The sequence below is a fragment of the Psychrobacter celer genome (genome assembly GCF_016107555.1).
GTDB lineage: Bacteria > Pseudomonadota > Gammaproteobacteria > Pseudomonadales > Moraxellaceae > Psychrobacter > Psychrobacter celer.
Window position 1 is genome coordinate 124,850 of the sequence record NZ_JABASU010000003.1, and the last position, 23,644, is coordinate 148,493.

Annotated in this window: 19 protein-coding genes and 3 tRNA genes; 12 read left to right on the plus strand and 10 right to left on the minus strand. The window is 49.5% G+C overall.

Going from position 1 to position 23,644, the window contains the following annotated elements; all coding sequences use genetic code 11:
* Positions 1 to 4 precede the first annotated feature (4 nt).
* From potC to potA, 3 genes are read right to left on the minus strand one after another with little or no spacing between them, the layout of a single operon-like run.
* Positions 5 to 805 (minus strand): spermidine/putrescine ABC transporter permease PotC, encoded by an 801-nt coding sequence (gene potC / locus JFC05_RS03020; RefSeq protein ID WP_198335712.1) that lies wholly within the window; start codon positions 803 to 805, stop codon positions 5 to 7.
* Positions 805 to 1,692, minus strand: coding sequence for a spermidine/putrescine ABC transporter permease PotB (gene potB / locus JFC05_RS03025; RefSeq protein WP_198335713.1), 888 nt, complete (start codon positions 1,690 to 1,692; stop codon positions 805 to 807). Before potB ends, potC begins: the two co-directional genes overlap by 1 nt.
* Entirely contained in the window at positions 1,692 to 2,957 is a 1,266-nt protein-coding gene (gene potA / locus JFC05_RS03030) for a spermidine/putrescine ABC transporter ATP-binding protein PotA (protein ID WP_198335714.1), read from the minus strand. Before potA ends, potB begins: the two co-directional genes overlap by 1 nt.
* 648 nt (positions 2,958 to 3,605) lie before the next feature.
* Between potA and JFC05_RS03035 the strand changes: the two genes are divergently transcribed.
* From JFC05_RS03035 to JFC05_RS03045, 3 genes are all read left to right on the plus strand, one after another.
* The gene (locus JFC05_RS03035) at positions 3,606 to 4,244 is read left to right on the plus strand and encodes a carbonic anhydrase (RefSeq protein WP_105244698.1); all 639 of its coding nucleotides are present in this window, start codon (positions 3,606 to 3,608) and stop codon (positions 4,242 to 4,244) included.
* A gap of 189 nt (positions 4,245 to 4,433) precedes the next feature.
* The gene (gene gloA, locus JFC05_RS03040) at positions 4,434 to 5,012 is read left to right on the plus strand and encodes a lactoylglutathione lyase (protein WP_198335715.1); all 579 of its coding nucleotides are present in this window, start codon (positions 4,434 to 4,436) and stop codon (positions 5,010 to 5,012) included.
* 77 nt (positions 5,013 to 5,089) lie between these two features.
* Positions 5,090 to 6,055 (plus strand): mechanosensitive ion channel family protein, encoded by a 966-nt coding sequence (locus JFC05_RS03045; protein ID WP_198335716.1) that lies wholly within the window; start codon positions 5,090 to 5,092, stop codon positions 6,053 to 6,055.
* A gap of 108 nt (positions 6,056 to 6,163) precedes the next feature.
* Here the strand turns inward: JFC05_RS03045 and JFC05_RS03050 are convergent, their stop codons facing one another.
* The 3 genes from JFC05_RS03050 to ribA all read right to left on the minus strand — a co-directional run bounded on the left by JFC05_RS03050 (position 6,164) and on the right by ribA (position 8,755).
* Complete coding sequence (locus JFC05_RS03050) at positions 6,164 to 6,634, minus strand: c-type cytochrome (RefSeq protein ID WP_198335717.1); 471 nt, start codon at positions 6,632 to 6,634, stop codon at positions 6,164 to 6,166.
* 392 nt (positions 6,635 to 7,026) lie between these two features.
* Positions 7,027 to 8,061 (minus strand): oxygen-dependent coproporphyrinogen oxidase, encoded by a 1,035-nt coding sequence (hemF, locus tag JFC05_RS03055; RefSeq protein ID WP_198335718.1) that lies wholly within the window; start codon positions 8,059 to 8,061, stop codon positions 7,027 to 7,029.
* 7 nt (positions 8,062 to 8,068) lie between these two features.
* Positions 8,069 to 8,755 (minus strand): GTP cyclohydrolase II, encoded by a 687-nt coding sequence (ribA, locus tag JFC05_RS03060; RefSeq protein WP_198335719.1) that lies wholly within the window; start codon positions 8,753 to 8,755, stop codon positions 8,069 to 8,071.
* Between the two features lie 464 nt (positions 8,756 to 9,219).
* On the opposite strand from ribA, the gene dxs reads away from it, so the two are divergent.
* Both dxs and JFC05_RS03070 read left to right on the plus strand, forming a co-directional pair.
* A complete protein-coding gene (gene dxs / locus JFC05_RS03065; RefSeq protein WP_198335720.1) occupies positions 9,220 to 11,253 on the plus strand; it encodes a 1-deoxy-D-xylulose-5-phosphate synthase in 2,034 nt (677 codons plus the stop codon).
* 268 nt (positions 11,254 to 11,521) lie between these two features.
* Positions 11,522 to 12,349: an inositol monophosphatase family protein gene (locus JFC05_RS03070; protein WP_075101811.1), complete on the plus strand. Its 828-nt coding sequence runs from the start codon at positions 11,522 to 11,524 to the stop codon at positions 12,347 to 12,349.
* Positions 12,350 to 12,386: 37 nt separating this feature from the next.
* Here the strand turns inward: JFC05_RS03070 and JFC05_RS03075 are convergent, their stop codons facing one another.
* Positions 12,387 to 13,826, minus strand: a complete 1,440-nt coding sequence (locus JFC05_RS03075) for a WS/DGAT/MGAT family O-acyltransferase (RefSeq protein ID WP_105244704.1) — start codon at positions 13,824 to 13,826, stop codon at positions 12,387 to 12,389.
* Positions 13,827 to 13,924: 98 nt separating this feature from the next.
* Positions 13,925 to 14,743 (minus strand): thiazole synthase, encoded by an 819-nt coding sequence (locus JFC05_RS03080; protein WP_198335721.1) that lies wholly within the window; start codon positions 14,741 to 14,743, stop codon positions 13,925 to 13,927.
* A 433-nt stretch (positions 14,744 to 15,176) separates the two neighbouring features.
* Here JFC05_RS03080 and gspE point away from each other — a divergent pair, with 433 nt between their 5' ends.
* A complete protein-coding gene (gene gspE, locus JFC05_RS03085) occupies positions 15,177 to 16,724 on the plus strand; it encodes a type II secretion system ATPase GspE (protein ID WP_100748809.1) in 1,548 nt (515 codons plus the stop codon).
* 142 nt (positions 16,725 to 16,866) lie between these two features.
* On the opposite strand, the gene JFC05_RS03090 is transcribed toward gspE, so the two are convergent.
* Entirely contained in the window at positions 16,867 to 17,361 is a 495-nt protein-coding gene (locus tag JFC05_RS03090; RefSeq protein ID WP_198335722.1) for a RidA family protein, read from the minus strand.
* A 42-nt stretch (positions 17,362 to 17,403) separates the two neighbouring features.
* On the minus strand, positions 17,404 to 18,186 hold the full coding sequence (locus JFC05_RS03095; RefSeq protein WP_198335723.1) for a DUF4442 domain-containing protein: 783 nt from the start codon (positions 18,184 to 18,186) through the stop codon (positions 17,404 to 17,406).
* A gap of 273 nt (positions 18,187 to 18,459) precedes the next feature.
* Between JFC05_RS03095 and JFC05_RS03100 the strand changes: the two genes are divergently transcribed.
* The 6 genes from JFC05_RS03100 to JFC05_RS03125 all read left to right on the plus strand — a co-directional run bounded on the left by JFC05_RS03100 (position 18,460) and on the right by JFC05_RS03125 (position 23,409).
* Positions 18,460 to 19,932, plus strand: coding sequence for an McrB family protein (locus tag JFC05_RS03100; RefSeq protein WP_198335724.1), 1,473 nt, complete (start codon positions 18,460 to 18,462; stop codon positions 19,930 to 19,932).
* Positions 19,932 to 21,461 (plus strand): McrC family protein, encoded by a 1,530-nt coding sequence (locus tag JFC05_RS03105; RefSeq protein ID WP_198335725.1) that lies wholly within the window; start codon positions 19,932 to 19,934, stop codon positions 21,459 to 21,461. The genes JFC05_RS03100 and JFC05_RS03105 overlap by 1 nt, the downstream gene beginning before the upstream one ends.
* Before the next feature lie 249 nt (positions 21,462 to 21,710).
* Positions 21,711 to 21,787, plus strand: a tRNA-Pro gene (locus JFC05_RS03110).
* Positions 21,788 to 21,891: 104 nt separating this feature from the next.
* Positions 21,892 to 21,968: transfer RNA gene (locus JFC05_RS03115), tRNA-Arg, on the plus strand.
* A 38-nt stretch (positions 21,969 to 22,006) separates the two neighbouring features.
* A tRNA-His gene (locus JFC05_RS03120) sits at positions 22,007 to 22,082 on the plus strand.
* A gap of 403 nt (positions 22,083 to 22,485) precedes the next feature.
* Positions 22,486 to 23,409, plus strand: a complete 924-nt coding sequence (locus JFC05_RS03125) for an AraC family transcriptional regulator (RefSeq protein ID WP_198335726.1) — start codon at positions 22,486 to 22,488, stop codon at positions 23,407 to 23,409.
* Positions 23,410 to 23,644 lie beyond the last annotated feature (235 nt).

The following is a 23,644-nucleotide window of genomic DNA, read 5'->3' on the forward strand; positions in this document are numbered from 1 at the left end:
ACGTCTAGCGTCGTCGTAATAATAACTGTGAGATGACGACCAGTACCAAAGAGGCCGCCAGTAGCAACGTGCCGATGGCGTTGACCTCAGGTTTGAGGCCGACGCGTACCATCGAATAAATCCGCAGCGGCAAAATCTCATAGCTAGGCCCCGTGACAAAGGTCGAGACCACCACATCATCGAGTGATAAAGTAAAGGCAAGCAACCAACCGGCCATTACCGCAGGCATAATCACCGGAATCAGTACCGTACGTATCATCGTCGACTCAGATGCGCCCAAATCGCGCGCTGCTTCCATCAAGCGCTCATCCAAGCTGCTTAGGCGTGCAAACACAGTAATGACCACAAAGGGCAAGCAAAAGGTAATATGAGCAAGCAGTAGCGAGACAAAGCCTAACTGCAGACCAATTAATAAAAATAAGGCCAAGAGTGAAATCGCTAGGACAATCTCAGGTGACATCATCAGCACAAATAGCAGCCCGTTTAACAAGCCTTTGCCGCGAAAGTCGTAACGATGTAGGGCAAGGGCGGTGAGCGTACCGATTAGGGTTGAGACGGTGGCAGCGACCAAACCCAAGACGATAGAATGCCAAAATGCATCGAGCATCGCTTGGTTGTTGAATAGCGACTCGTACCATTTGAGGCTAAAGCCGCCCCAGTTGTAGCCGATTTTTGATTTATTAAATGACATCACCACCAAGACGATGATGGGCAGATATAGCAAAGCATAAATCAGGCCAAGATAGCCTTTGGCCGCGATACTGCCGAGGCTTGGCGGTTTGATGTGGCGTTGGTTATCAGGCATTAGGCCACCTCATTAAAATCAGTCTTACCAATGCGGCGGCTACTGGCACGATAAGCCAGCAATAGCACGGCCATCGCCAGTGTCAATAGCACGCTTGCTGCCGCCCCAAAGGGCCAATCACGCGCGTCCAAAAACTGGTTTTTGATGATATTGCCAACGAGTAGGTTACGCGAGCCGCCCAGCACGTCTGCCACATAAAACATCCCCATCGCAGGCAGCAGCACCAAGAGCACGCCTGAGATAATCCCAGGCGTGGTCAGTGGCAGCACCACGTGCCAAAAAGTCTGGGTTTTCGACGCACCCAAATCTTGCGAGGCCAGCAGCATATCATGACGCAAATCGGTAAAGACCGCATATAGCGGCAGTACCATAAACGGGAAGAGTAAATACGTCAGGCCTGCTATCACCGCGCCTTGCGTGTACAAGATATCGATAGGCGCGTCGATGATACCCAGCGTCAGTAGGGATTTATTGATCAAACCATTATTGGCAAACAATAATTTGAGCGCGTAAGTCCGCACCAAAGAGTTGGTCCAAAACGGCAAAATCAAAAGCATCATCAGCAGCGGCTGCCAGCGCGTCTGGGTTTTGGAAACCAGCCAAGCAAACGGATAGCCGAGTAATAAACAAATTACCGTGGTGATACCAGCCATCCAGAGGGAGTGGACAAACACCTCAAAATACAGCGGATCCACCATACGTAGATAGCTGTCGATATTGACAGGCAAACTGATAAAGGCGCTGCTATCACGGGTCAAAAAACTGACCGCGATGACCAAAATATTTGGCAACAAAGCAAATATCAGCAGCCAACCCCAGATGAGCCATAGCGTTGCAGTACGAAACGGGCTTTTATTGCCCAAGTGAAAACGGCTAGTACGCGCCATTAGCTGACATCCTTTTGTATGGCTGTTTTTTGTATAGCCGCGCTTTGCTCAGGTGCTTGTGGTTCTGTTAAATGGTCTTCGGGCAATACCCACTCCCAGCCATCGACCCACGCCACCTTGACCGCTTCATTGAGCTTATAATCAAAGCTAGGATCGTCTTCATCAAAAAACTCAGAAGCTTTGATGATATGACCATTGGCCAGCTCGATAATCGAGTCTAAGGTACTGCCTTTATAGTTACTCTCGATGACACGGCCCAGCAAGCCTGCATGACTGTCGTCTTTGGGATCATAAATGCGTAAGTCTTCAGGACGCAGCAGTAGGTTGACGATGTCGCCTACTTGTACATCGTTGGCAAAAGCAGGACGGCGTAGATTGCGCAATGTGGCTTTACCTTCTTGCACCTGCGCTTTACAGACTTCGACCTCGATGCGGCCATTGGTCACGCGGCCATCACGATCTGGCTGATCGGGGTACACGCCTTTGACCTCTGCCGTAAACAGATTGGTCTCACCGATAAATTTGGCCGTAAATAGATTGGCAGGGGTTTCATAAATCTCGATCGGTGTACCAATTTGCTGAAACCTACCGTCCTTCATAACCGCAATACGGTCAGACATCGACAGTGCTTCTTCTTGATCATGAGTGACAAAGACAAAGGTAATGCCAAGCTCGCGCTGCAAGCGCTTGAGCTCTGACTGCATCTGCAGACGCAGCTTGTGATCGAGTGCTGATAATGGCTCATCGAGTAGCAGTAGTTTGGGGCGATTAATCACCGCGCGCGCAATGGCCACGCGCTGCTGCTGACCACCGGATAAATCTTGTGGTTTGCGATTGGCTAAATGCTCTAGCTGCACCATTGCCAGCATCTCACGCACCCGTGACCGAATCTCGTCTTTGGGGACTTTTTTGAGCTTGAGGCCATAGGCGACGTTTTGCGCGACGCTCATATGCGGAAACAGCGCATACTGCTGAAACACGGTATTGACCGGACGCTTATCCGCGGACAGCCCTGCCATCTGCACGCCGTCTAGATAAATCGCCCCTGCCGTCGGCTGCTCAAACCCCGCGATTAAGCGTAGCAGCGTGGTCTTGCCGCAGCCTGATGGGCCAAGCAGGGTCAAAAACTCACCATGCTGGATATCAAGATTGATGTCTTTTAAGACCTCAGTTTGATCATAGGTTTTTTGTAGGCCAGTCAGTTGTAGCAGTACAGTGTCTGGTGACGTAGGGTTGGTATGCGTATTTGCTAAAGATTGGGTCATAAATCTGTTTCCTAAGTCTCTTACCTGTCCGTACCTTTTTTAATATCAGTACTTTTTTAGTATAAGACACGACAAGGGCTGGCATGAGCATGGTCTGGTTGCTGCGTATTATAACAAACCCTTACTATAAATCAGTGCAACTTCGTTATCAGTTACGCGAGTCATACCCGCAAGCCAAATCGGATGGCGCGAATGGCGCAGGTGGCGATAGCGCTCGGTATATGGTTTTTGCGGTAGTATAATAGTAAGGCGTTTATGTGCTTGGGCATTTTTTTTGAGCAGATTGTATTACCCTAAGCGCGGCTTTTGTGTGGTTAATCTACTGAAACTAGGTGCCGTCCTGCTGGCATAAAGCGTGTTTATATACAACGTGCCAGTTTTATGTCGAATGGGTTGTATTTCACCATGAGCATAAGGGCCTTTGGGATAATGGTCGTGGCGCTTTTAGCGATATTAACGACATTAAAACAAAAGTTTTTAGCATTTTTTTGTCGGTGTTCCTATACAATCATGTCATGGCTGACACCGAAATGCGCGGCATGACCTCGTTGTCATTGGCCGTCTTTTGGTCTATATATCAGCATCTTCTTTATCTGCGATATATGAGCAGCCATCTATCATTTAACATTCGAAAAAAAAGGATTTCTCATGCCTAACGACATACGCCCCAAAACCGGTCAAGAAGCGCTTGAGCTTTTAAAAGAAGGTAACGCCCGTTACGTCGACAGCCTCACCAACCCAGATCCTGCGATGCAGAGGCGCCCAGAGCTTATCAGTGATCAAGACCCGTTGGCGATTATCTTGGGCTGCTCAGATGCACGCGTACCGGTTGAGATTGTCTTTGACCAAGGGTTAGGGGACTTGTTTGTGATTCGAGTGGCAGGAAATGTCGTCGCACCGTCACAGATTGGCTCGGTTGAGTTTGCTGCCGAAAAATTTGGTACCAAGCTGGTGGTGGTGCTCGGCCACTCACACTGCGGCGCGGTGACCGCTTGCGTAGAAGCGCTCATCAACCCTGAGCAAAACTACACGCCAAACCTACAGTCTATCGTCGATCGTATTCGTCCAAGTGTTTACAATTTGCACGAGCTGGCGACTGCCAATGGTCAAGACGTCGATGCCGATGAGCTGCTAGATCGCTCTATCAGTGCCAACGTGCGTATGTCTGTCAGCCAGCTCAAACATGGCTCCCGAGCCCTAGAGGACTTGACGACGAGTGGTAAGCTGCTCATCGTTGGGGCAGAGTACGACTTAGAAACCGGTAAGGTACGGTTTTTAGAAGACTGATCTGTGCTTGGGGTTTTGTACTCACTTGACGAAAGCGGCCCTCACACCAGAGCGGTGCGCTTTTTGTTTACAAAACCCTATCATAGATTGGTGCATTTTTGATTATCATAAAGTAGCAAGCGCATCGCCATGCTGTGATTCGCTTGCTGATTCATTTGTTTTTTATATTAATTTTATATTAGGATTGTTATGTCTCATTCAGCGTCTAGCTCAACCTCTCTTGATGATGCAGCGACTATCGCGCAGCCTGCCAGCAGCGTCGCGCATGCAGGTATTCAGCCGATCTCAACGCAGACCTCAGGCTTTACCTTTAACCACACCATGTTACGCGTAAAAGACCCTGCCAAGTCGCTTGAGTTTTATACTGGGGTGCTGGGCATGACCCTATTGGCGGTCAAAAAATTCCCTGATATGGAATTTGATCTGTATTTCTTGGCAAAGCTAACTGAGAGCGAGCGTGAGAACCTGCCTACTGGTGATGATTTAGAGATCTTTGCTTTCCGTCAGCGCGGTATCTTAGAGCTGACCCATAATTATGGCACTGAGACAAAAGCTGACTTTAGCTATCACGATGGCAACCAAGACCCTCAAGGCTTTGGTCATATTTGTTTTAGTGTGCCAAATTTGGCAGACGCGGTGGCTTGGTTTGACAAAAACAATGTCGAATTTAAAAAACGCCCAGAAGACGGCAGTATGAAGAACATCGCCTTTATCAAGGATGTTGATGGCTATTGGATCGAAATAGTACAAGCTGATTTGATGTCATAACTGGCAAAACAGTAGTGAGATGTTCATTTATTTATCCCCTTAAACGCGCGCTAAAACAGCAATAGGAGCAACCCTTTATGCCCACCCCTGACGTGAGCCGCCTATCGAACACGCTAACCGATGGTGTGACCGTCTATCAACAAGTGGTCTATACCACGCAAGACTTGGCAAGTGGCTTTATTGAGCGCATTCCATATTTTGTAGCGGCGCTCATTGTGTTGGGGATTTTTTGGCTATTGTCGATTATTTTCAAAAAAGTCGTGCATAAAACCTTAGGCGCGCGCGTGCGTCATCAAAACTTGGTGAAAGTGTTTCAGCGGATAGGTGGGGCGCTTATTCTGTTCATTGGCTTTATGATCGCCATGGTTGTTGCTATTCCAGGATTTACACCAGCCAAATTAATCGGCGCGCTGGGTATTGGTTCGGTGGCGATTGGTTTTGCCTTCAAAGACATTTTCCAAAACCTGCTCTCTGGTATTTTATTGCTGATTTCAGAGCCGTTTCGTATTGGTGATCAGATTGTCTCAGGTGACTACGAAGGCACCGTTGAAGACATTAAGATTCGTGCAACGACGATTAGAACCTATGATGGCCGGCAAGTGGTCATTCCCAACTCAGACCTTTACACCTCGGCGTTGACGGTCAATACTGCCTATAAGCAGCGCCGCTTGCAGGTAGAGGTCGGTATCGGCTATGAAGACGATATCGAAGCGGCAAAAGCGGAGATTTTACGTGCGTTAGATAAGGCCGATAGCGTCTCGACGAAAGCGCAGCCTAGCGTGATTGCCACTGGATTTGGCGGCTCGTCTATCGATCTGACGGTACGCTGGTTTATCGAAGAGGGCACTCAGGCCAATAAAGTCGCTTCCATTCATCAAGTCATCGTCGAGATCAAGACAGCACTGGATGCGGCAGGGGTCAATATTCCGTTCCCAATACGTACCATAGATTTAAGCGACCCGTCTGTCAGTGCTATTGTGGATAAAATGCAGGTGCAGCAAGCCCCTGCTACCGATCAGCAAGCGGCAAAGTCAGCCGATTGATACTTTTATATATAGCAACCAAAAAACCTATAGTAAACAAAAAACCGCCAAATCAGCAGATAAGGCGGTTTTTTGTGTCAGGTGGTTTTGACGGATGTTGCTCTGGACTTAGTCGTTTTTGACTTTAAAGTCAGTGTGGCAAGATTTGCAGCTTTGGCCCACTTGACCAAACGCTGGCATGACATCATCTATGCTAGTAGCGGTTTGGGCGGCAGCATTTAGCTCAGCTGTCGCTTGTTGGAATTTTTCTGCTTCTGCGCGAAAGCCGTCGGCATTTGACCATACCGCTTCAGTTGCGTTACCTGCGGCTTCTTGGTTTTCAAAATGGCTCCAAGGCGTGGCGGCATCTTCTGCCAAAAACGCAGCCTGCTCTTTAAAGATCTCTGCATCAAAGGTGTCAGGGGCTTCGGCCATATCGCCCATGATGCCCATCGCATCGCCCCAGCTTTTCATGCTGTCTTGACGTGCTTTGATATCTGGGTCCACAGAGGTGCTACAAGCAGTTAGGCCTAGAGCAGTAGACATCAAAGCGATGCCAAAAATAGATTTTATTGGGGTTTTGCGGTGAAGGGATAGCATATGCAAACTTCCTTATTTAATGGCTATTAAGTTAGGCGCATTATCTCATGCTTTGCCTAAATAGTGGCTGTTGTTAAAGGGTGACTCTCAACTAAAAGGTAGTACAAATTAAAAGTATGATAAAAGCACCTTTATTTTTTTATACTTATTGCCCTAAATATATAGGGTGCAGCGATGAGTTGTGTAGAGTATTTGTGTAATTGATCCGTTATAAAGGGTCTGTAACGATAAAGGTCAGCTATAAAAGCTGACCTAAAATTGAGTCTTCACGTATAGCGGACGATATTGCTGATTACCATATCCACTGTCAATAGCATCGTGCTATAAACTCTACCATAAGTAGTGTATAAAACACTTGTCGGTAAAAGTAGCGTTCATTGTACCGTCAAAAGCTATAAAGTCAACCAATCACGCGGCTTCAAATAATAATCTGTCAGCTCAAACTCAGGCGAGCCAGGCTCTGGCTCAAAGCGGTAATGCCAGCTGGCAAGCGGCGGCATACTGACTAAGATAGACTCGATGCGGCCATTACTTTGTAGCCCAAAGAGAGTGCCGCGATCATAGACGAGGTTGTACTCGACATAGCGGCCGCGCCGATACAGCTGAAACTGACGCTGCTCGTCGGTATAAGGGGCGGCTTTACGCTGCTCAAAAATAGGCAAAATACCATCAAGATAGCCGTTGCCTACTGCTTTCATAAAGTCAAAACACGTCTCAAAGTCCCAGCCGCGGCTCTCGGTATTGACATCGTCATAAAACAACCCGCCAATGCCGCGCTGCTCATTGCGATGACGCAGATGAAAATACTCATCGCACCACTGTTTGAAGTCAGGATAAACGCTGTCGCCAAACGGCGCGCACAAATCATGGCAGACCTGATGCCAGTGGACGCAGTCCGCTAGCACAGGATAAAACGGTGTCAAATCAAATCCGCCACCAAACCACCAAATCGGCGCTTCGCCTTCTGCTTCGGCGACGAATAAGCGCACGTTGGCATGGCTGGTCGGGACGTTTGGGTTTTTGGGATGGACGACGAGAGACACGCCCATGGCTTGTGCTTTGCGCCCTGCGATATTGGGGTGGCGCGCGGTCGCCGACGCGGGCAGGTTGTGCACGTGAATGTGGCTAAACATCACGCCGGCTTTTTCGATCACCTCACCGTCCGCTAAGACACAAGAGCGGCCGCCGCCGCCTTCTGGGCGCTGCCAATCATCAGGGACAAAGGTGGCATTACCGCCGCCGTCACGCTCTTGTGCTTCGAGTGCTTGGCAAATACGTGCTTGCAAATCGACCAAAAACGCGCGGACGCGAGCGATGTCGTTATCGTTTGGTATGGCAGGGTTTGACGCATCTGCTTGTGCCTGAGCGACGTTTTTGTCTATGACGTTTTGGTCTATATTGGTATTAGCTGTATCTGGAATACTCATAACATATCTATTTATTTAGGTGTATGGCAGTATTAAAGTCTTTGTCGAGCAAATGCCCCATGCGGTCGCGTTTGGTGGCGAGGTAATCCGCATTCATATCGTTGACACCCACCAGCAAAGGCACGCGCTCCACCACATTGACACCGTGTTCGGTCAAATAGGCGACTTTATCTGGGTTGTTGGTGATGAGCCGTACCGCATCGACGCCGACATGGGCGAGCATGGGGCCACACATATCATAAATGCGCGCATCAGCAGGTAAGCCTAACATTAAATTGGCATCTAGCGTATCATGGCCCTGGTCTTGTAGTGCATAGGCGCGGATTTTGTTGGTCAGGCCAATACCGCGGCCCTCTTGGCGCAAGTACAAAATAGCGCCGCAGCCTGCCTCTTGGATGGCTTGCATGGCGGTATTGAGCTGCGGGCCACAGTCACATTTTAGTGAGCTAAAGGCATCGCCAGTAAGGCATTCAGAATGGATACGTACCAAGGGCACCGGCGGCTCTGAGGCTGCATTCGCTGTGCTCGGCACGCGGGTGTTGTCTGCCGTCTCATCAGCCGCTACTTGCTCACACGCAGCCAGACCAACGGTCAGCATCACATGCTCTTGGCCGTCGTCGTTTTCAAAAACATGAATATCAAACTCGCCATGACGAGTCGGTAGTTTGGCACTGGTAATAAATTGATATGACATTACTGTCCTGCATAAGCCGGTGGAGGTGGCAGTAGAGTCTGTAAAAACGCGATCACCTGCTCATGACGATAGCATGGTTTTGCGCTTTATGGTAAAAACACACAAAGTTCACAGACGGCGCACGATGATTAAAGCGACAATTAAAAAAAAATGCTATTATGCCATACTATTTTGACGGATACAGTGACAAGTCTTTACCCTTACATTACTATGTCGTCACGAACATTCGGTATTGATGTCTGATAATAAGGCATAATACTCATCCCAAGCCGCGCCGCGCTATATATTATGCTCGCGTGCTTGCTGTGAGACGCCGCATGATAGGTTTTATGCCGGCGTTACATAAATAACTATATGGCTTGTTACATCAATAATGATGTAGATATTATTGACGTCGCTTGGCTATCTTTTTTTTATACCCTAAAGCACGTTTTGTCAGCAGATTGGTAGGTATCGTACGGTTTATGCAGCAGTCACCTTATTCCCCACAGTCTCAGTCCGTATCTGCGTCAGCCACTACGTCTGCGGTTCAGCTGCCCAGTCTGCAGCAGACTTATACGGCGATCCCACGTGTGCGCCCGCAGACGCCGCTGCTCGATAGTATCGATACGCCTGTTGATTTAAATGCCTTTAGTAGCGCTCAGCTGATTGCGTTAGCCGATGAGCTGCGCCTTTTTTTGTTGTATTCGGCCGGTCAAAGTGGCGGACACTTTGGTGCCAACCTAGGCGTGGTCGAGCTGACCATTGTCCTGCATTACTTGCTAGATGCGCCGCACGATCAAATCGTTTGGGATGTGGGGCATCAAGCCTACGCTCATAAAGTGCTGACGGGTCGCCGCGATCAGCTGGGCAGTATCCGTGCAAAAGATGGGTTGACGGCGTTCCCTGAGCGCGCCGAGTCTGTGTACGATACCTTTGGTGTTGGTCATTCATCGACCTCCATCTCAGCGGGTCTCGGCATGAGTCTGGCGCTGCGGTATCAGGGGCTGCCGCAGACGGTCGCTTGTATCATCGGCGATGGGGCGATGACAGGCGGCATGGCGTTTGAAGCCATGAACGATGCGGTGCAGCAAGATGCCGATTTGTTGGTGATTTTAAATGACAATGACATGTCGATATCTTGCTCGATTGGCGGGTTTTCGCGGCATTTGGCCATGTTATGGGAGTCGGGGTATCAAGTAGATATCTCTGATGCCGGCCAGCCTATCGTCTGCCAGCGCCCTGACATGCAGGGGTTTGATCGGCGCAAACGCCACAAAGAGATGCGCGATGTGCCGCAGCTCGAGGACAATTTATTCAAAGCCATTGGCTTTACCTACTTTGGCCCCTTTGATGGCCACAATATACCTGAGCTACTGCGCGTCTTGTCATTAGCAAAACAAGTCAAAGGCCCCGTGCTGGTACATGTCTATACCACGAAAGGCAAAGGCTTTGCGCCTGCAGAGCTAGACCCAGTTGGCTATCATGCCATTAGTAAGCTATCAGATGAGCAGCCGCATGATACGCCGCCTGCTGCTAAAAAATCGCAGCCTGCGCTAAAGTACTCGCAAGTATTTGGCCAGTTTTTGTGTGACAAAGCGCATGAAGATGACAATTTGCTCGCCATTACGCCAGCGATGGAAGAAGGCTCAGGCATGACCGACTTTGCCCGTCAATTCCCAGAGCGGTTTTTTGATGTGGCGATTGCTGAGCAGCATGCCGTCACACTGGCTGCTGGTATGGCAACGCAAGGCGTCAAACCCATTGTGGCGATATACTCGACGTTTTTGCAGCGCGGCTACGATCAGCTGATTCATGATGTGGCTTTGCAAGATCTTGATGTCACGTTTGCCATCGATCGTGCAGGATTGGTGGGCGAGGACGGCGCGACCCATGCGGGGGTGTTTGATTTTGCTTTTTTACGCTGCGTACCCAACATGCTAATCGCTGCGCCAAAAGATGAAAACGAGTGCTACCATTTATTAAATACTTGCTATGAGTATCAAGGCTGTACGGCTGTTCGTTATCCGCGCGGCGTCGGTACAAGTGCTGCCATCGAGCGCCCCGCGCAGACCTATGACATCGGCAAGGCGATGATTGAGTCGGTAGTAGGACAAGATGACGCCCCCCTCAAGCTAGCGCTACTGGCATTTGGCAGTATGGTTGCCGCCGCTGATTCGGCCGCCCAAGATATCGCTCAGCAGTTGCACTGTCAGGTACATGTGGTCAATATGCGCTGGGTGAAGCCACTAGATACCGTATTGTTAGAAGAGATACTGGCAAACGGCATCACCCATATTGCCACCTTAGAGGAGCACATGCTGATGGGCGGCGCGGGCAGTGCAGTCAATGAATATTTGCTCAATGAGTCGGCGGCCTTTAAGCATCATCGCCCAGCCATTTGCAATATCGGTATTCCGGATCGTTTTATCGCGCATGGCGCACCCGCAGAGCAAATGGCCGACTGTGGTCTGGATGTTGCAGGTGTGGTCAGTCAGCTCAAGCAACTGCTAAAATAAAACCCTATCATTCATAAAAAATTGCTAAAATAGCAGAGTAAAAAATAAAGCTTATAGGTTTTTTGCTTAAACCTCGCCTACTTGCCGTAGGTGTGAATTATTTGACAACTTGGGCGGTGCAACGACTAGCAATCATCTATTTGGTTTGCTTGGCGGCTAGGGTTTTTGTTAGGTTGATAGGAGTTGGTTTTAAGTCGGCTTTATTTTTTGTACATTTTACCAGTGTTATCTCTTAAGTATATTCATTCATCAAGCAAATAGGTTATCTATGGAACCCATGGTCGTCATCGCAGCACGTGCTGCTGAAAAAGTCGGTAAAGAGATTTTATACGCGCATCAAAACCGTCACAAAATCGAGCTAGATATCGAGTCAAAAGGGCTTGATGGACTGGTCACCCGTATTGATCGTTTTAGTGAAGAGCTGACGATTGAGACACTAAAAGCCAGCTACCCAAACCATTCGTTTTTGGGTGAAGAGTTTGGTATGCAAGAAGGCCGCGGCGAAGATGCCGACTGGTGCTGGATTATCGATCCACTAGACGGCACCAAAAACTTTGTCCATGGCGTGCCGCAGTTTTGTGTCTCTATTGCCGTGCAGTATAAAGGTGTGACCGAGCACGGCGTGATTTATGATCCTGTGCGTGACGAGATGTTTTCTGCCAGTCGCGGCAAAGGCGCGCGTCTCAACCAACGCCGTATCAATGTCAGTGAGCGTAAAGTCATCGACGGTGGGCTATTTACCACCGGTCATCCGCTTGAGCGCAAACGCAATGGCGAAGTCATCTCTTATGCCAAGCAGCACTTTGAAAGCCTACAAAAAATCTCTGAGGCGGGCGGACAAGTTCGCCGTTTAGGCTCAGCTGCGCTGGATCTGTGCTATGTGGCGGCAGGTCGTTTTGATGGTTATTTCGAGATGTCTATCAAGCCGTGGGATATTGCTGCCGGTGAGCTGATTGTCACCGAAGCACGCGGCGTGGTCGTCGATCATACTGGCGCGCACAACTCGATGACATCAGGCTCTATCTTTGCCTGTAACGTCAAGCTGCTCAAGCCATTGATGCAAGTGGTGGTACCGACTTGGGGCGATGTGTTTTAAGCCGCCGTCAACGATCAAATCTTAAAAGCTGGTACCATTATGGTGCCAGCTTTTTTATGTGCTTAGGGTTTTGGTCATCACGCTTGTCCTTGACCGTGATGCCTTGAAACTCAAGCTCTTTGCTGGTCGCCTCTAGCAAATCCAGCTCTTCTTCGATCAGTATCAGCATGTCTTGTATATGTGGTAGCGCCTTACTACAGGCAGTGATGCCAAACTCAATTCTATCGAGATAGCTGGCGAGCGTGATGTTCATCGCTTGACCATTAAAGACGATAGAGGCAGGGTATAGCGACTGTAGCTTTGCGCCATTCCAGTATAAGGGTTTGGTTGAGCCGGGTACATTGGAGATGATCAGGTTAAAGGCTTGTTTTTTGGGGAATAAGCCCGTTGCCAGATTGATGCCTTCCCACGCATACGCAATCACGCTGTAATTGATCACTTGGGCTTGATTCATACGGCGAAAACGGCGTTTGCCGTTATTCATGCTGCGGTGGATAAGCTCGATGCGGCGTAGTGGGTCATCAAGGTGCGTGCCGAGGTTTGCTAGGACAAACGATAGCTGATTACCTGAGACGCTATTATCAGTACGTAGCGACATCGGGACAAAAGCGATCAATGGCTTGCTGGGTAGGGCATCCATGGCGAGCAAATAACGACGAATGGCCCCTGAACAGACGGCAAGTACCACATCGTTTTTGCTGATTTTTAGGCGGGCGGCGATATCGTTAAAGCGTTCGATATCATAAGACTGCGCAGCGATACGACGAGAGGCGGAGATACGTTTGTTTAAGATGCTCATCGGTGCATCAAAGGTGCCGACATAGCCTTCGTCGCCATGGTTTTTGAGGTTGTCCAGCAGCTCAGTAAACACCGGCTTGATGGTAGAGATTTGCTCTTTGATAATGCGCCGCACGGAGCGCTCTTTGGGCAGTATGGCGTTGACTTGGTTGCGGTGGCGCGCCATCAGTGACCACACAGGCAGGGTGACCGGCTCGGTGGCGGACTGCGATAGGGATTTTTGTACCAAACGCATGGCTGCAATACCATCGACCAATGAGTGATGGATTTTAAAATACAGCGCAAATCGCTCAGCACCGCCCTCAGTCTCGGGCTGGATGCCTTCTATCACGTGGCATTCCCATAGCGGCATGGCGCGATCTAGCAGCCGTCCGTGCTCCCTTGACACATACATCAGCAACTCGCGAATCCGCGCAGGGTTTGGCAGCGCGACATGATGCAGATGATGCTCCACATCGAAGTTTTTGTCTTTTTTCCAAAAGATCAGATGCTCTAGCACTTGGTTAAAAGGAAAGCTTGGCGGCACGTCGGATTCTTGCATTTGTTTTACCAGCTGATAGACAAAATCGCTATCCGCCGCTTTTGGTAATTCAAATAAAAACAAGCCGCCAACGTGCATGGGCTGTTTACGCGACTCAAGAAGTAAAAATAATTGATCGACTGCGGTGAGAAGTCGCATAATAAATCCTTTTATGATGTTGGAAAAAAGACCTGTGATGGTGGCGTCGTATCTGGCGCCACACGATCAGGTGTCCGCTGAGCTACTAGCAAAAGCGCTTACTGAAAAAAGTAGCCTGTCTGCGGCGAGCTGGCGGTTGCCATTTTGCGCATCGGCATACGGCCCGCCAAAAACGCCTCACGCCCAGCCCAGATAGCGTGCTTCATGGCTTGTGCCATCAAGACTGGGTTTTGCGCATTGGCAATGGCAGAGTTCATCAAGACCCCATCGCAGCCAAGCTCCATGGCAATCGCTGCATCCGAGGCGGTGCCGACGCCTGCATCGACCAAGACGGGTACGTTGGCGTTTTCGATGATTAGGCTGAGGGTGTGGCGATTGAGCAGGCCAAGTCCAGAGCCAATCAAGCTACCGAGCGGCATAATCGCCACGCAGCCCATGCTCTCAAGCTCTTGGGCGACGATAGGATCATCAGACGTATATACCATCACCTCAAACCCATCGTCTATCAAGACTTTGGCCGCTTTTAACGTCTCCATGACGTTAGGGTAGAGGGTTTTTTCATCGCCCAACACCTCAAGTTTGACCAGATTGTGCCCGCCGAGCAGCTCGCGAGCAAGCTTACAGGTACGAACCGCCGTTTCGGCATCAAAACAACCAGCAGTATTTGGCAAAATAGTATATTTGTCTGGAGAGATGACGTCGAGCAAATTGGGCTCATCGTTATTTTGCCCAATATTGGTACGGCGAATGGCGACGGTGACAATCTCTGCCTCCGACGCGCCGATGGCCTCACCTGTCTGTGCCATGTCTTTATATTTCCCCGTCCCGACCAATAACCGAGAAGAAAAGGTACGACTACCGACGTTAAAGGTGTCTGATAGTAGCGGCGTGGGAGTGGGGTGGGCGTTTTCTGACATAACTCAAATCCTAATAACGGGCGGCAAGATGGCCTAATAAATAGACATCAAATATGAAAGGGTGTGTCTTAGTGCAAACGTGCACCGCTTATCAGACAAGTCTCAAACTGATAATAGCGCACTATCGACAAAATAAAAATCCTCTGTGGACTTGGCGCGTTAGATGGCGCAATTGGCACCAAGCGATAGGGACGCGAGTCTTGCAGATAAACTAATACGCATCTGACACAAAATGCTATTATACCAAACTCATGCAGGTTTACAGGCAGTCTTTTTGGACTAAGGCGGTGCGGTGCTGAGCCGCGCTATCGCGCTATGCTATCTATATAGTCAAGAGCGCTATGCCATTTTAGAGAGGTTAGATTTACCCATACCTCTGCTGTCATCATCTGCTGCTCATACCGCAGTTATTCTTAGTTATCAGGTCGTTTTTATGATGCAATTGCCTTATAGTTTTGCCAAACGCCATCAGGTTTTGGTCATCCTTGCGATAGACCCTGAGCTGCCGGCGACGCTGGTACTAACCAAGGCCACACCGCTATCGGCGATTAATGAAGCGGTGCGGTTTTTGCAGCAGCAGGGCGTGCGCGGCGTGCCAACCTATGACAGTGTCAGCGCCGATGAGTTTGAAAAACGCCTAAACGCCGCTTATGCAGGCAATACGGGCGAGTCACAGCACATTGCTGCAGGACTTGAAGACCATCCGGATCTCGATAGCTTGGCAGATAGCGTGCCTGAGACAGAAGACTTGATGGATCAGCAAGACGACGCCCCCATCATCCGCCTGATCAATGCGCTACTGTCCGAGGCCATCCGTCTCAATGCGTCTGATATTCATATCGAAACCTTTGAAAAACGCTTGGTCGTGCGTTTTCGCGTCGATGGCGAGCTAAAAGAAATCATTAGCCCAAAACGTCAGTTAGCGCCGCTATTGGTCTCGCGTATCAAGGTGATGGCCAAACTCGATATCGCCGAAAAACGCGTGCCACAGGATGGCCGTATCAGCTTGCGTCTAGCAGGGCGTGAGGTCGATGTGCGGGTGTCGACGCTGCCCTCTAGTTTTGGCGAGCGGGTGGTGATGCGACTGCTCGATAAGCAAGCAGGCCGCTTAAACATGACCTATCTGGGTTTGTCTGACAGCGACTATAGTGAGCTTAAGCGCCTTATCCATCGCCCGCACGGTATCATCTTGGTGACTGGGCCGACGGGGTCTGGTAAGACCACTACTTTATACTCGGCATTGACTGACCTAAATGATCAGACTCGCAATATCTTGACCGCTGAGGACCCGATAGAATTTCAGCTCGATGGCATCGGCCAGACGCAGGTGAATAATAAAGTCGATATGACCTTTGCCAAGAGTCTGCGCGCGATGTTACGACAAGATCCAGATGTGGTAATGGTCGGTGAGATTCGCGATTTAGAAACCGCAGAAATTGCTGTACAGGCATCGCTTACCGGACATTTGGTATTATCGACGCTACATACCAACACCGCTATAGGGGCCGTCACCCGCTTACAAGACATGGGGGTTGAGCCTTTCTTATTGTCATCATCACTGATAGGGGTCGTCGCCCAGCGTTTGGTGCGCACCTTGTGCCCGCACTGTCATGGCTGGCAAGCTGCAGATAGTGAGCAGGCCAAGCTCTTCACCGAGATTGATCTGACATCGGGGCCATCAGGTGCACAAGCGACAGACACCTTTATCAAACTGCCCAAACCTGTCGGCTGCGACAAATGTAACCAGACAGGCTTTAAAGGTCGTACTGCCATATATGAGGTGGTGCCCATCGATGATACGCTGCGCCGTATGATTCATAGCAACACCGCTGAGTATGAGCTAGAAGCCTACGCTCGCCAAAAAACATCGTCGATTCGCGCTGACGGACTGCACAAAGTGATAGCAGGTCGGACGACGTTAGAGGAGGTGCTGCGCGTGACCAAAGAAAGCGCGCTAAATGATGAACCGCTTTTAAATTGATAGGGGTTTATGAGGATGCCTAGCATATAAACGGCAAAAAAATAACTGACTATCAAAGCCAGTTATTTGGTCGTGCTCTATTGGTAATGACTGGTATGCAGTGGCACATTGATAGTGAATACCGCAATAGTGAACACCGCGATTATTTGACAGCGATACACTCAACCTCGACGCTTGCGCCCGCCGCCAGTTCTGAGACGCCAAACGCTGAGCGCACCGGATAAGGCTTGGCCATCGTGGCTTTGTAGACGTCATTAAAGTCAGCAAAGTCATCCATGTCGGTCAGCATCGCCATGCATTTGACCACATCTGACTTTTGGTAGCCATACTTTAGGAGCGTGGCGTGAATGTTGTCTAGCGCTTGCTTGGTTTCGGCTTTGACGCCGCCTTTGACCAGCTTGCCGTCTTTAAAGCCGATCTGGCCTGACATATATAGTGTATCGCCGACCCGCACCGCTTCAGAAAAAGGATAGTTGCCACCTTCTCCCAAAAATACAGGGCTGGATTTGCTAAGTGTGGCATGTTGGCTGGTATTTGCTGGAGCGGCCGTGGCTGTCATGCTAAGCCCCAACGCGCAGGCGCTGGCCAGTAGTACCTTAGATAAAGGGGCTGTCAATGTATGGATAAGTTTGGACATCATTGTCTCCTTGTTGTTGGTTTTTTGATTTGATCACACAATCTATGTGCTTGTGGCCATATCTGTAGTGGCGGCAGACAAGTCTTGCGCAGAGGGTGTGTCGTTTAGTTGTGAAGCGGGTTGAGCGTCATTGGTCTGGTCGTCAAGCGTACCTGCCAATGCTGCGTCATCACCTGCTGCTGTTTGCGCATTCGCTTTGCCTTGACGTCTGGCTTCTAGCTCTGACTTGGGTATCCAAGCCCATTTCATCTCGACTACGATAGGGTCGCGCTCGCTATCAGACTCGCGATCATGAATGACGCAAGGGATGACCATCTCGCCTTTTGGGGTATTGAGTATGGTTAAGCGCTGCTCATCAGACAAGGTGGCGATAGCAGCGATCTGACCTTTTTTGATGGGGCGATAAAAATCTACCGAGTAAGATTTAATCAGCAGGACACGGTCAGAGGGCAGGTTCAGACCCAAAATAAACCCCGTGGCTGTTTCGGCCAGTAGGGTGATGGCAACGGCGTGGATAGAGCCGATATGGTTTTGCACGGCTTTGGTGTTGTTTAAGCTGACCGCCACTTGGTTTGGCTCAACCGTCTCATAGTAGACGCCCGTGGTGCCGACATAGGGCACCACTTTACCAAAAGCCTTGGATAAAATACTAGAGCGGGCGCTGGCCGGTAAGTATTTGGTCACTGACAATAGCTTGGTAAATTGGTTACTGACGGGCTTGAGCGTGCTGTTTGGTGGTTCGACTGGCGATCTTGTGCTGTCAGCTACTTTGGCTGGCAATTTATTGGTCAGCTTGGTAGGGAGTTTTTTTAATAATCCTGACATACAAAATTCCTTTATATAGATAGGTTAAAGGTGACATTGCGTATGATGAAACCTCATCAATAACGACGAAGCGCCTATTGGCTGCCAAGTCGTCACCGCTACTATGGTACATTAACCGCGTTCTGCCTACTATTATTAGCATGAACTGCTGCGCTTACAAAATGATAGTAAGGTAACGAGCAGACCGCCCTAACGTCGCCATTTTCCTTGTTATAATCAGCCCGCCTATTGCTTGTTTCATGTTTATACACTTTTGCTCTGCTGGATAATGTTATGTCTGATGTCTTGCTCACTCAACCAAACCGCTCTCATCAACCGGTCAATATCATCTACACGGGCGTCGCTGGTACCGGTAAGACTTATCGATTGCTACAAATCGCCCAGCAATACACCGACGATCTGCCCACCGCAGATGATGAGGCGCTATTGGCCCAGCTGTTACAGAAATTGAGCTGGCGCGAGGTGCTGTGCTTGATATTTTTGCAGATGCGCAAGTCGCAGCAGGACTTACTAAAAGTACCAGAGATTGTCGCCCATCCTTTTTTTGTGGCAAAGGCGGCCAAAAATGCCCGCGACAAAAACTTAAGCAGCACCGCTTGGTTGGCGCTGCGTCGCCACAGTCCTGCTGACTCGCGGACGGTCAGCTGTGATAACCGCGCTAGTCAAGCGTATTTTGATAAGGATGAGAGCGGTGCGTGGTATTTGCTGCCTGATAGCATCGACTTGCTAGAGGGTTTATCACAGCAGCTAGCCGAATTTGAGCAAGCGCAGCACGACAATAGTGCGCGCCAGCAAGCCTTTAGCCAGCAGCGCTTTAGTATGGTGAGCTTTCACCAAGCCTACGGCTATGAAGAGTTTGTCGAAGGGATTCGCCCCGTTATGACATCTGCCAATACCGCCACCAATGCCGCAGGTCTACAGATGCAGTATGGCATTCAAGATGGCGCGTTTTTGTTGTTGTGTCAGCGCGCCGCTCGCGACCCCAAACAGCGCTATGCTATGCTGATCGATGAGATCAACCGTGCCAACGTATCACGGGTCTTTGGTGAGCTGCTAAGCTTAATTGAGCCAGATAAACGCACTGGCATGGCCAATGCGATGACGGTAAAGCTGGCGTATTCTGGCCGTACTTTTAGTATTCCGGCCAATGTCGATATTTATGCCACCATGAACACGCAAGATCATTCTTTAGCCCCGCTAGATATGGCGCTGCGCCGGCGTTTCCGATTTGTCGATTGTCCGCCACAGCCTGAGCTGCTACCAAGTATCGAGACAGGCCACAGTGCAGACAGTGCTGAGTCTGCTGCCACGATAGCGCTCGATAAACTACTCAGCGGCCTCAATCAGCGCATCACGCAAACGCTTGGCAGCGAAGCGCAGTTGGGCCATGCGTTTTTATGGGCGATAGAGAGTCTGGAGCACTTACAACGCGCACTGGCCGAGCAAATCATTCCACAATTAGCGCAAGCTGCAGGTGGGCAAGTGGCGGTGCTACAATATATCTTTCAAGATAACGAGCAGCCGCTAGCGATGCAGTTTATACAAGACAGCCAAGCGCTGCTGGCAGGTAGCCGGCCTACACAGACGGCGACTCAAAATGATAGCGCCGCTGGCTATTTGGGCCATGATTCGTTTTTTGGTCAGCCGCACTCGGCTCTAGGGGCAGGGGGCTATAAGATAAATGCAGATCTTATAGCAGGCGCAGGCGCGTTTGCGCAGGCGGCTATCTATCAGCGGTTATACTGATGACTGTGCTCCATAACGATAGCAACCTTCATACCGCTGGTAATCCTGAGCTGCTGCTGCCAGCTGTTTCTCAGACAGGCATTATGACAGTGTTTGAGCATCAGCGGCTGACCGCGCGCGACTTTGCGTACGTGACTGATTTTGAGTGGCTACTGGCGCAAGAGTTTGCGGTATTTGGCATCAAGCGCAAGCGGGGCCAGTGGCAGCTTCAGGTTGGTCACTATATCGGTATTGTGCACCTGCCAAGTGGCATGGTGCTTGAGATGTTACCCAAACGGATGGCGGCGCCAAATACACCGCCTCAGCGTCAGTCGCCATCACAGCAGCAAAGCGCTATCAGCCGCACTCGGCTTTGGGTGCAGAGGATGCTGGCAGATTTGATCGCCAGCAACGACTCCTCACCGCAGACACTGCCAAATAGCAAACACCTTGGGCAGTTTGGTCGCCACGCTGCACCCTTACCGATCAACGCTTTGCCATTGTCAGATTGGCTCATTCAGCAGTTTTTGCAAGGACTGACGCAGCACCCACCCACCAAGCACTATCAAACGCAAATCGATAACCAAACCTCATTGCAAGGTCGCCTCGTGATAAAAGCGCAACTGCAGCGCAACCTGCTGCAGCCGCATAAGTTCGTGTGTGAGCGCAGTGTGCTCAGCCAAGAGATGCTAGCCAATAGGCTGATCAAAAGTGCTTTAAAGCAACTTAGCCCATTACTACAGACCTCTGTGCGTTTTCGTCGCATTGGTGCTCAGTTGTCGACGACATGGCAACGGGTCTCTGCGCTACATGCTCATGAGCTGACGCAGTTGGCGACGGTCTATCAGCAAGCCAAACGCCAGCTTGCTATGCAGCCACTGCATGCGAACGCCATGCAAGGTGCGCAGCAGCTATTAGAGATGGCGTATTGGCTACTGCGCCAGTCGAGTGTCGCTGGGGCAACTGGTATCGCGCCACCTGCAATAAAACAGCGGCCATCATCACTACGTTTGTGCCTGCTGCTAGATATGAACCAAGCCTTTGAGCAGTGGGCCAGCTTACGTATCGCCGCACTGTTTCGGCGCGTCAGTACGGATTATCAGCCGCTGTTTCAGGCGCAGCGGGTCTGGTTAAATGACGAGGAGGGGCGAGCTTGTTTGTCTATCCGCCCTGATTTATTGATTTATCAAACGCCGCCTGACAATGATAATGACAACTCCACTCATACGCATCACAAGGCAAAGACGGTCACTAACACGGCACGCTGCTATAGTCATGTAATCGATATCAAATGGAAAGCGCTAGCAAATGCTGCTGCTATCAGCCCCAGCGATGCCTATCAATTGGCCAGCTATGCGCAGGCTTATCAAGCGCCGCAGGCTTGGTTGGTGTATCCTGTACAAGATGACACGCGGCAACCGACGAGGCTTCGCCAGCTGCCTATCACAGAAGCGCTCGCCAGCAAGGTGCCAGATCATGCCACGCTATGGCTAATACCCTTTAACGTCAACACAGGCACGATAAATAAGGGCAGTGACTTGTTTCCTTGAGAAAATATAGTATAATGCCCCTGTCTATGAGTAGGTATCATCGATATTAAGGCGTTGATTGTGTCCTTTTTTATAAAAACATGCACTTTTGCGGTAATTTAATAATTCTTTTAAATTTATCAAAAATAGGTGTTGACACAATCAGATTTACCCCTTAATATGTGCACCTCGATAGCGATGAACATTAACAAGTTAGCGGCCTTGCCAACGACAAGTTACTTGACAAAACTATCGTAAAAATAGAAATATCGGAGTGTGGCGCAGTTTGGTAGCGCATCTGGTTTGGGACCAGAGGGTCGTAGGTTCGAATCCTATCACTCCGACCATCTATTTATTTAAGAGCCTTACAGGCTTTTTTTTATGTATAATGATTGAGTTTATACTACAATAGTATTGTAATCTTAATCAGATATATAAAAAGCCCTTAAGAGCGCCTGTAGCTCAGTTGGATAGAGCACCTGCCTTCTAAGTAGGTGGTCGCAGGTTCGAATCCTGCCAGGCGCGCCATTTAGCCTGCATATCTTGCCTTCCTTGGCCATATTATGGCGGTTGTAGCTCAGTTGGTAGAGCCCCGGGTTGTGATCTCGGTTGTCGTGGGTTCGAGTCCCATCAGTCGCCCCAATTTTTATTTTCCTCTCTTTATCTGTCAGCAGCCGCTTTGGTTCTATTGCTGCACCTTTTTTCTGTTTCTTTATCAGACTTCCCTGTCGTCACTCTTTATATTTATCCTTTGATGCTCATAAATAATGACACTGGTTTTGGCCGGCGTTTTTTTGTGCCTGCGTGTTTATACCGCGATCTGATGCTTGGCGCTCATATTTGTCATTCTATCGTTTGATTTAAGTGCCATTTGCCAAACACATGAGTGCGGGTAGTATTGGCGCGCCTCGAGTTTGGTCTATGTGTCTAACGTATGTATATTTTTAACCAGAGTCCACGAGCGGATATTTGACTTGTGTCATCTCTATGAGATAGTTTATTTTGCTAGGTTTGGACACTGCTCATAATCACTGAGGAACAACAGATGGACGCTCTAAGCGTATTGCTACAAAATGTGCATTTGTTTGAAACCAAATACTATCGGCTAAATTGCGTCGGTAATTGGTCTTATTCATTGACGAGAAAAGACACTATTTTATTTTACTTGGTGATATCTGGCAGTTTTTGTATCGATGTTGGCAATGATCGACGAGAGGTACATGCAGGCGATATTATCATGATTCCCAATACCCATCAGCATACAAGCTATGCGCTAGCGTATGATGGTGATGCCGCCCAGCCGCTAGATGAGATGCTCAATAGCTGCAAAGCGCAGACACTAGATGTCAAAGGTGAGGGCGAGTCTAATTCGTCTCTGATTTTGATTGAGTGTAAGTATGACAAAGAGATGATACGGCCTTTATTGTCTGTCCTACCATCGATTTTGCCCGAAATCAATGAAGAGTCCGATGGCAGGTTTGAGGTCATTGATGTGGAGATTAAGCTGCTGACCTTGGAAGCTGAGCGTGAGCGTATGGGTAAGACCGCAGTCATCAATCACTGGGCGAGTATCATGATGATTGAGTGTTTGCGCGTCTATATCGAAAGCCTGCCTGAAGCCACTGAGAATTGGCTAAAGGCCATGAAAGATCCGTTTTTGACCAAAGCCTTGGCCGCCATGCATGAAGCCCCAAGCAAAAGCTGGACGATACATAAGCTGGCAGAGGTCGCGGGGATGTCGCGCTCAAGCTTTGCGCAGCGCTTTAAAGACACAGTCGGTATGCCGCCGCTAACGTATCTGATTGATTATCGCTTGCGTTTGGCGGCGCGCTACTTGCGGTTGCAACAAAACAGCATCAGCCGTATCAGTGAGCTGGTCGGCTATGCGTCGGATTCGACCTTTAGCCAAGCATTTAAGCGCGTTTACGGCGTCTCGCCCAAAGCCTATCGCCAGCAGTATCACGGCTAGCGCATGACGTGATGCCGCGTTTATCTGGCTAGGTATTTTGTCTAGTCTAAGTGTTTTAAGCCGCGTGCGGCGGTGGGTATTTTGCTGATGGACGGCTGACAATACGTCGATGTTCAGGTACTATGGAATATTGAGTCATCTGGACGCCAGCGCTTGTGACAAGCGTGCTATATTTCCTTATAAAGCAGGCATATAGTCAGATCTAGATGATGTTTCATTTTGCTGCAGATGGTAT